Raw genomic sequence first — 9653 nt, forward strand, 5'->3', positions numbered from 1 at the left:
CCACACATCCTATGGATGTTACTTTTTACTGTTATTCCTATTTTAGTAATTCTATTTTATAGTTTTACAAAGCCAACTGATGATGGTATTATTTTTACCCTTGAGAACTTCCAAAGATTTTTTGACCCTATATATATAGATGTTTTATTAAGATCTATTTATTTAGCAGCAGTAAGTACAATTATATGCCTATTACTAGGCTATCCTATGGCTGTTATTCTATCTAAGAGTAGCTTAAAATCTAGAAATGTACTTATACTTTTATTAATTATTCCAATGTGGATGAACTTTCTACTTAGAACATACGCATGGATGAATATTTTAGAAAAAAGCGGACTATTAAACAGGTTCCTAGATTTTATAGGATTACCTACAGTAGACATTATGTACACAAGTTCAGCGGTTGTACTTGGTATGGTTTATAACTTCCTACCTTTCATGGTACTTCCAATTTATACAGTACTTACTAAGATAGATAGAAGACTTATTGAAGCGGCTCAGGATTTAGGAGCTAACAAGAGAACCGTATTTAGAAAAGTTACTTTCCCATTAAGTCTACCAGGGGTTATATCGGGAATTACTATGGTGTTTATGCCAGCGGTTACAACATTCGTAATATCAAGACTTTTAGGTGGAGGACAATATACATTAATAGGGAATCTAATAGAACAGCAATTCCTAACTACACTAGATTGGAACTTTGGTTCATCTATAAGTGTAATTATGTTAATTGTAATTCTAATAAGCATGGCTATTATGTCTAAGTATGATAAGGATAAGGAGGGTGTTGGACTATGGTAGGAAAATACTTAAAAAGAATATATACCTTCCTTATATATTTATTTTTATATGCACCAATTGCAGTTTTAATTATTTACTCATTTAATGCTTCACGTTCAAGGGGAACATGGGGAGGCTTTTCACTTAAGTGGTACAAAGAGTTATTTAATGATCCACAGATTATGAAGGCCCTTTACTATACACTTGTTGTAGCAGTATCCTCAGCAGCAATAGCAACTATAATAGGTACTATTGCAGCGCTTGGAATGCACTATATGAGAAAACGTAGCCGTAATGTGGTTATGAACCTAACATATATACCTGTACTTAATGCAGATATAGTTACAGGGGTTGCATTAATGCTTTTATTTATAGCGGTTAATATGCCACTTGGATTATTAACACTACTTCTAGCCCACATTACATTTAATATACCCTATGTAATATTATCTGTACTGCCAAAGCTAAAGCAAATGGATCCAAACCTTCAAGAAGCGGCACTTGACCTTGGAGCAACTCCAGTTGTTGCATTTAAGAAGGTTGTACTTCCAGAGATTTTACCAGGGATAATGACAGGTGCACTACTTGCATTTACAATGTCACTTGATGACTTTGTAATAAGTTTCTTTACAACAGGTGGTGGAGTATCTAACCTTTCCATTCAGATTTATTCAATGGCAAGAGTTGGAGTTACACCAACAATTAACGCACTTTCAACCCTTTTATTTATAACAGTACTTGCACTACTTCTACTTGTTAACTCAAGAACAGGTAAATCACCTAAAAAGAGCAAACCAAGAAAGAAGAGAAACAAGAAGCTTACAATTATTAAGATTTCAGCAGTAGTAGCTATATTTGCAGTTGTTATTGGATACTCTGCCTTTACAGCAAAATCAGAAAAAGCTGTTCTTAATGTGTATAACTGGGGAGAATATATTGATAAGTCAGTAATTCAGCAGTTCGAAAAGGAAACAGGAATTAAGGTTAACTACGAACTATTTGCTACTAACGAGGATATGTACGTTAAGGTTAAGTCAGGTGGAAGTAGCTATGATGTTGCATTCCCATCAGACTATATGATTAGTAAAATGGCTAATGAAGGAATGCTTCATGAGATTAATATGAAAAATGTTCCAAATTATCAATATATAGATCCAATTCTAAAGAACCAATCATTTGACCCAGATAATAAGTACTCAGTACCTTATACTTGGGGAACTGTTGGTATAATATATAACACTAAAATGGTTAAAGAGCCTGTTAATAGCTGGGATATATTATGGGACAAAAAATATGCTAAAAACATAATGATGCTTGATAGCCAAAGAGAGTCTATTGGTATTGCCCTTCAAAGAAAAGGCAAGTCACTAAATAGCGCAAACGAAAAAGACTTAGAGCAGGCTAAGAAGGATCTTATAGAGCAAAAACCACTTGTTCTTGCATATGTTGTAGATGAAGGTAAGGATAAGATGGTTGCAGGAGAAGCTGCCATGATGGTTACATGGGCAGGAGATGCTATGACTATGATGGAAGACAATGAAGACTTAGAATTTGCAGTACCTGAATCAGGAAGTAATATATTCTTTGATTCAATGGTAATACCAAAAACATCAAAGAATAAGGAAGCAGCAGAAATGTTTATTAATTTTATGTGTAGAGAGGATATAGCCCTTAAAAACACATTAGAAACAGGATATTCTACTCCACAAATACAAACAATGGAGAAGCTTCCAAAGGAAATTAGGGAAGATGAAACAGCATACCCAAATGACGAGATAATCAAGAAGTGTGAAGCATATCAGGACCTTGGTTCTAAGGTTGTTTTATACGATAGATTATGGACAGAAATTAAAGCATCAAGATAATAAAAGGCCAAATCAATTAAATTGATTTGGCCTATTTTTATGGGAGCTTATCAAGGGATAGGAATTCATACCCTTGACTTTGAAGGTCTTTAATTACACTATCAAGTGCATTAGTATTACTTTCTGATACTGCATGAAGAAGGAGTATACATCCATTATGCATACTAGATACTATTTTGGTTCTTGAATTTTCTACAGATGGCTGATTATTTACTTCCCAGTCCTTATGTGCAAAGCTCCAAAATACTGACTTATAGCCAAGTTTTTGGGTAAGGTATAGGGATTTTTCGCTATATCTACCCATTGGTGGTCTAAAGAACTTAGGCATATCCTTGCCTGTTAGATCTTTAAAGGACTTCTCTGTATCACTAAATTCACTATTAAACTTATCAGTATTATCTGTAACAGATGGCATTGCTGGATGGGTAGATGTATGGTTTCCTACAATATGTCCCTCATTAACCATACGTTTAATAAGTTCAGGTTCCTTTTCTATATAGGGTTTAGTTACAAAAAATGCAGCTGGCACCTTGTTTTTCTTAAGTATATCAAGAATTTGTCCTGTATAGCCGTTTTCGTAACCTTCATCAAATGTTAGGTATAGCTTCTTAGAAGATGTATCTCCTACATAATACCCAGAATATTTACCTAATAATTGATTAACACTAGCTACTATTTCAGGGGTTTTGTTTTCCTTATTAGGCCTATATCCCCAGTGAATTTCCTTATTAGATAGTGTGGACTCAGAAACCTCCTTATGTGGAGATGATGAGGTTTCCTTAGAAGGTGGTTTAACATCTTCCTTTTCTTTAATGTTAGTTTCAGTTTTAGTAGTATTATCCTCAACCCTTGATGAATTAGGGTTATTACTGCATGAAACAAGGGTTAAAGATAACAATAGTAAAAATGAAATAATAAGTTTTTTTTGCATATTTTACCTCCTTGCTACTTCTGATATACTTATTATGTATGAATCACTAAAATGTTATACTATATAAATAAATATTTAGGAATAAAATTAGATTTCGCTTAAATAACGGGGTAAATATGATTAAGGACTTTTTAAAGGATATAAGGTTAATTTATAAAAACATTGATAAAATAGACAGAAATACGATTAATGAGTTTAGAGAGAAGTGGAGTATAGAAGGAACAATAGGTCATACCTATGAGTCAATTGTTCAAAAGCAGGATAGAAAGTCTAGTGGAAGTTTTTATACACCATATAGTGTAACTAGCTATATGAATAATAAGATATTATATAACTTTAATTTAGATAATATAAATGTCAAGATACTAGACCCTTCATGTGGTGGAGGTTATTTTCTAATTGATATGTATATAAAGCTTGAAGAAAAGCTTAGAGGTAAGTTGGAAAACCATAAAAAGCATATAATTGAAAATATGATTTATGGATTTGATATTGATAAAACAGCAGTGTACATAACTGTTATAGAACTTTTCTATTTATCAGGATATGTATGTAAAAACATTAAAAACAAGGATTATCTTAAAATATCAAATAGAAATAAATTTGATTTAATTATAGGAAATCCACCGTATATAGGACATAAGGTTTTAGATAAGGAATATAGTAAGTGTTTAAAGGAATCCTTCAGTGAGGTTTTTTATAATAAAGGGGATATAAGCTTTTGCTTCATTAAAAAATCAATAGATCTTTTAAGTGAAAATGGGAAAATAGGATTTTTCACATCTAGGTATCTTATAGAATCACTTTGCGGGGATGGAATAAGAAACTACATAATTAATAATGCTTCAATAGATAGGATAATAGATTTTTATGGAGTAAGGATATTGAAAGGTGTTGGAGTAGATAATATAATAATGTTTTTAAGCAAAAACCCTACAGGGTCTATTGAGTATTTTAAGCTTAAAGAGTGTGGTAAGGATATGGGAGATAAGGTTTTTGATGATATAGACCTAAAGGAAGAGAAGCTTAGCAGTTATATTAAGGTTGATGCCATAGATATTAAGGGAAAGCCATGGAGCTTTTATAGTAGCACTGAGAAGGAGATTATAAATAAGATTCACGAAAAATGTAATATTAAGCTTTGCGATATTGCATTTGCTTTTCAAGGAATTATAACAGGTAGTGATAAGGCATTTATAGTTAATAATAATGATAGTATTAATGTTGAAGAAAAGCTATTAAAACCATGGCTAAAAGGTAAGCAGGTAAATAGATTTTATACAGATATACCACTTAAGAAAATAATATACACAGATATTATTGATAATATAGAATCTTATCCACACGCTAAGGAGTTTCTTATGCCTTATAAGGAGAAACTTGAAATAAGACGTGAGTGTATACGTGGAATAAGGCATTGGTACAATATTCAGTGGGGACGTAAAAGTGAATATTTTGAGGGCACCAAAATTATTTTTCCTTATAAGTCACCAAACAACAGGTTTACTATAGATAGGGGAAATTATTTTAGTGCAGATATATATGGATTAAAGCTAAGTAGCAATGAATATAGTTATGAGTTTTTAACTTGTATATTAAATAGTAGTATATATGAGTTTTACATTAAAACCATTGCTAAAAAGCTAGGGGATAGCCTATATGAGTATTATCCTAATAAGATAATTAATATACCGATTGTTCCATTTATAAAGAGTATAGAGAATTTATACAAGGGTAAAGACACAGATGATAGGGAAATAGACAGATTACTTCTAGATTACTTTGAGTTAAGTAATGAGCAGTATTTATTTATTCGACAATACATAGGATGTACTGGCTATTAATGTTTACATTAATGAGAATATATTATATAATCATAGTTGATTGTATAGAATTATCCGGTTTAATATAACTGATAGTCATAAAAGGAAACTGTCCTTCGTCTAGTTATGACGGGGGATTTTTTTGCGCATATAATATACATAGGAGGGATTTTATGGGTGATAAGAAAACCATATTTAGTGGTACACAACCATCAGGTAAATTAACATTAGGGAATTATCTAGGAGCACTTAAGAACTGGGTGGATCTTCAAGATGAATACGATTGTTACTACTGTGTAGTAGATTTACATGCGATTACAGTAGCCCAAGACCCTAAGGACTTAAGAGCTAGAACTATTGAGGTTCTTGCACAATATATAGCCTCAGGAATAGACCCAAAGAAGAACACACTATTTGTTCAATCACATGTATCAGCTCACGCAGAGCTTGCATGGGTATTAAATTGCATGACTTATATGGGTGAACTTAATAGAATGACCCAGTACAAAGAAAAATCTAAAAAAAGCGAACTAAACCTTAATGCAGGATTATTTACTTATCCATCATTAATGGCTGCAGATATATTATTATATGGAAGTGATCTTGTTCCAGTTGGGGAAGATCAGAAGCAGCATTTAGAGCTAGCTCGTGACTTAGCATCAAGATTTAATCAAAGATATAGCGATACATTTACTGTACCAGAACCATTTATACCAAAGGCAGGGGCTAGGGTTATGAGCCTTCAAGAACCAACTAAGAAGATGTCTAAGTCTGATGACAATAAGAATGCATTCATTCTGTTATCAGAAACAGCAGAGGAAACTAGAAATAAGGTTAAAAGAGCTGTTACAGATTCAATTGGTGAGGTTAACTACTCAGATGATCAACCAGGTATTAAGAATCTTCTTACTATGTACTCAATTTTCTCAGGTGAATCAATTGATAACATAGTTGAAAGATATAAAGGTCAAGGATACGGTAAATTCAAAGAGGATACAGCAGAGGTTATAGTTGAAGGACTAAGACCTATTAGAGACGAATATAATCACCTTATGAATAATAAGGACTTCCTAGAAAGCATATACATGGAAGGAGCCGACAAGGCAGAATATGCAGCTAGAAAAATGCTTAGAAAAGTATACAAAAAAGTTGGTTTTATACCTAGAAAGTTTAATTAGTAGGCAGATTATATCTGCCTTTTAATTTCCTAGGATAGACACTTGAAGTTATGACTTGATTTTTTTAGTGAATAATGAAAGGGTGTAAGAATGAATATAAACAAAATCAAAAAATCCACACTAGAAAATGGGTTAAAGGTTATAACTTATCAAATAGATGGGAATATATTCTCACTTGGATTTGGTGTGAAAGTAGGATCACTATATGAAAGTGAGAAGATAAGTGGAATATCCCATTTAATTGAACACATGCTATTTAAGGGAACACATTCAAGAAATATTGATGAATTTAATAATGACCTTGAAGAGCTTGCAACAGAAATGGATATATATACTTCATATGACCAAACAGTTTTAGAAATAGGTGTTATTAAAACTAAGGCTGAAAGGGCACTTGAAATTGTATCTGATATGATGATTAACCCAGCATTTGATGAAGAGGAATTTAAGCTTGAGAAGAAGGTAATACTTGAAGAAATCAAAATGGGGGAAGATGACCCAGAGGATTTAGCTTATCAAGGATTATATTCAGAGGCATTTTGTGATAAGGCATATAAATATCATATTGCAGGTAGCATAAAGTCTGTTAAAGGAATTACTAGGAGTGAGGTAATAGACTTTCATAAGAAGTTTTACGTACCTAACAATTCAATAGTTTGTATAGTAAGTTCATACCCACATGAAGAGGTTGTTAATATGGTTAATAATCATTTTGGCCAGTGGGAAAAAGGTGGAGAATATCCATTTGAAGAAGAAAAAACTACGATACCAAACAAACTAATCAAAAAAACTAAAAAAGGAATTTCCCAATCACATATTATATATGGGTTTGATATTCAGCATTTAACTAGGGAAGAAAGTATTATACTAACACTGTTTAGTGAGAAGATAGGTTCAGGAGGAAACTCTATTCTATTTAAAGAGTTAAGAGATAAAAGAGGACTAGCCTACAGCACATATACAGATATTGATTTTATGAAAAACCTTAAAATGCTATATATTTATGCAGGTGTTTCAAAGGAAAATATTAATGAGGCTTGCAGCGTAATAGATAGTGTTATTAAAGAAGTAAGCACTAATTTTGACCTTACAGAAAAAAGCCTAGAGCTTATTAAGGAAAGATTTATTATAGATACAGAAGTAACCCTTCAATCATCTTCAAGTATGGTTGATTATTTAATACAGGGAGAAATTGAATATAATTCTCCACTTGAATATAAGGAAGTATTAAGTGTGATGGAAAAGGTTACTGTTGATGATATTAAGGCACTTTCTAAAAAGGTGTTTAATAACCCATTAATTTATATACTAATGCCAAAATAAAATAAATAATATATGTTTGATAATATAAGAGGTAGGGAATCCTATCTCTTTTTTGTGTAGATAAATAAATTATTTTAAAGGAAAATGATTTTTAAAATAGAATTTTATAAGATATAGATGAAAAATACTACGAAGTAAGGGAATTTGTGGTACGATTTCATGCATTATTTAAAGGATTTGAATGTTTTATAAAAGAATATATTAACCTAGCTATAATAATTTGGAGGGATTAATATGTATATAAATTTTGATAGACACGATAGTACGTTAGTTACCACTTTAGTAGGTGAGCTTGATCACCATAATGCTGAGATTGTAAGAATTAAAATAGACAATAAAATTGAGGAACTTGGAAGTCAAAATATTGTTTTTGACTTTAATGGTGTAAATTTTATGGATAGTTCAGGAATAGGTGTTGTTATGGGAAGGTTTAGAAAACTTTCAGCAACAGGAGGTAAGGCCTGTGTTGTTAATCTAAAGCCAAACATTAAAAGGGTTTTTGAATTAAGTGGTCTATTTAAAATAATTCCTGAGCACAGTGATATTGAAACTGCTGTTTCAAGTTTATAGGAGGTTTAAGTGATGTTTGAAAATCATATGAAGTTAGAATTTCCAAGTGTATCTGAAAATGAAGCCTTTGCAAGGGTTACAGTTGCAGCATTTGCATCTCAGCTAGACCCGACAATTGATGAATTAACAGATGTAAAAACTGCAGTATCAGAGGCAGTAACAAATTCTATAATACATGGATATGAAAATTCCTCAGGAAATATTGTAATAAACTGCTCTATTAAAGGAAACGTACTTAAGGTTGAGATAATAGATTTTGGCCAGGGAATTGAAGATATAGACCTTGCAAAGCAGGCTCTATATACATCTAAGCCAGAACTTGAAAGGTCAGGTATGGGATTTACAGTAATGGAGTCATTTATGGATGGTATGGAAGTCGAAACTAGTGAAAAGGGTACAAAGATAAAGTTAACTAAAATATTTAAGTCTGTATCAGTTTAGCTTGGAGGGTTAATATGTGTAATGAGAAGACAAGCTATACTATGATAAGTCAGGAGGAAACTTTAGAACTTATAAAAAGAGCCCAAAATAATGACAGTGAAGCACAGGACATTTTAGTTAAAAGTAACATAGGGCTAATAGCGTCTATTGCTAAAAAGTTTTTAAATAGAGGGTACGATTATGAAGACCTTTTTCAATTAGGCTCAATTGGAATGATTAAGGCTATTAAGAATTTTAATGATGAGTTTAATGTTAAGTTTTCAACCTATGCTGTTCCTATGATAATGGGAGAAATTAAAAGATTTCTTAGGGATGATGGACTTATTAAGGTTAGTAGAAACCTTAAGGAAACTGCGAAAAAGGTTAAGATTACAAAGGAAAGAATGGCGAAGGAACTTGGTCGTGAAGCAACACTTGATGAAATATCAAAGGATATGGGAGTATCACAGGAAGATATATTGTTAAGCCTTGAAAGTACAACAAGACCTGAGTATTTATATGAAACCATTCACCAAGATGATGGTTCACCAGTTCTTCTAATCGATAAGATTAGTCAAGAAAAGGATTATGGTAATGAGGTTGTAGATAAAATTGCACTTAAGGATTGTATAAATAAATTAGACTCAAGAGGTAGACAGGTAATAATGCTTAGATACTTTAAGGACATGACTCAAAATCAAATAGCTGAGATACTTGGAATTTCTCAGGTACAGGTATCTAGAATAGAGAAAAAAGTATTAAA

General features: G+C 32.0%; 9 protein-coding genes. 8 read left to right on the plus strand and 1 reads right to left on the minus strand.

Annotated features, from left to right (window positions below; translation table 11 throughout):
* Together RR539_RS09575 and RR539_RS09580 are read left to right on the plus strand one after the other, a co-directional pair.
* The coding region (locus tag RR539_RS09575) for an ABC transporter permease (RefSeq protein ID WP_332483754.1) at window positions 1-801 on the plus strand (801 nt) is incomplete at its 5' end.
* The gene (locus RR539_RS09580; RefSeq protein ID WP_332474473.1) at window positions 795-2645 is read left to right on the plus strand and encodes an extracellular solute-binding protein; all 1851 of its coding nucleotides are present in this window, start codon (window positions 795-797) and stop codon (window positions 2643-2645) included. The genes RR539_RS09575 and RR539_RS09580, both read left to right, overlap by 7 nt.
* A 37-nt stretch (window positions 2646-2682) precedes the next feature.
* Here the strand turns inward: RR539_RS09580 and pdaA are convergent, their stop codons facing one another.
* Window positions 2683-3576, minus strand: coding sequence for a delta-lactam-biosynthetic de-N-acetylase (pdaA, locus tag RR539_RS09585; protein ID WP_332474472.1), 894 nt, complete (start codon window positions 3574-3576; stop codon window positions 2683-2685).
* A gap of 116 nt (window positions 3577-3692) precedes the next feature.
* Between pdaA and RR539_RS09590 the strand changes: the two genes are divergently transcribed.
* From RR539_RS09590 to sigF, 6 genes are all read left to right on the plus strand, one after another.
* Window positions 3693-5420 carry an Eco57I restriction-modification methylase domain-containing protein gene (locus RR539_RS09590; protein WP_332500371.1) on the plus strand — a complete coding sequence of 576 codons (1728 nt, stop codon included), beginning with the start codon at window positions 3693-3695 and terminating at the stop codon, window positions 5418-5420.
* 152 nt (window positions 5421-5572) lie between these two features.
* Window positions 5573-6577 (plus strand): tryptophan--tRNA ligase, encoded by a 1005-nt coding sequence (trpS, locus tag RR539_RS09595; protein WP_332474470.1) that lies wholly within the window; start codon window positions 5573-5575, stop codon window positions 6575-6577.
* 90 nt (window positions 6578-6667) lie between these two features.
* Complete coding sequence (locus RR539_RS09600) at window positions 6668-7900, plus strand: M16 family metallopeptidase (RefSeq protein ID WP_332474469.1); 1233 nt, start codon at window positions 6668-6670, stop codon at window positions 7898-7900.
* 234 nt (window positions 7901-8134) lie between these two features.
* Window positions 8135-8470 (plus strand): anti-sigma F factor antagonist, encoded by a 336-nt coding sequence (spoIIAA, locus tag RR539_RS09605; RefSeq protein ID WP_332474468.1) that lies wholly within the window; start codon window positions 8135-8137, stop codon window positions 8468-8470.
* A gap of 12 nt (window positions 8471-8482) precedes the next feature.
* The gene (gene spoIIAB / locus RR539_RS09610) at window positions 8483-8911 is read left to right on the plus strand and encodes an anti-sigma F factor (protein WP_332474467.1); all 429 of its coding nucleotides are present in this window, start codon (window positions 8483-8485) and stop codon (window positions 8909-8911) included.
* A gap of 14 nt (window positions 8912-8925) precedes the next feature.
* On the plus strand, window positions 8926-9653 hold a 728-nt coding region (gene sigF / locus RR539_RS09615), incomplete at its 3' end, for an RNA polymerase sporulation sigma factor SigF (protein ID WP_332500372.1).

The sequence above is a fragment of the Clostridium sp. genome (assembly GCF_036639235.1).
Lineage (GTDB): Bacteria > Bacillota > Clostridia > Clostridiales > Caloramatoraceae > Clostridium_AB.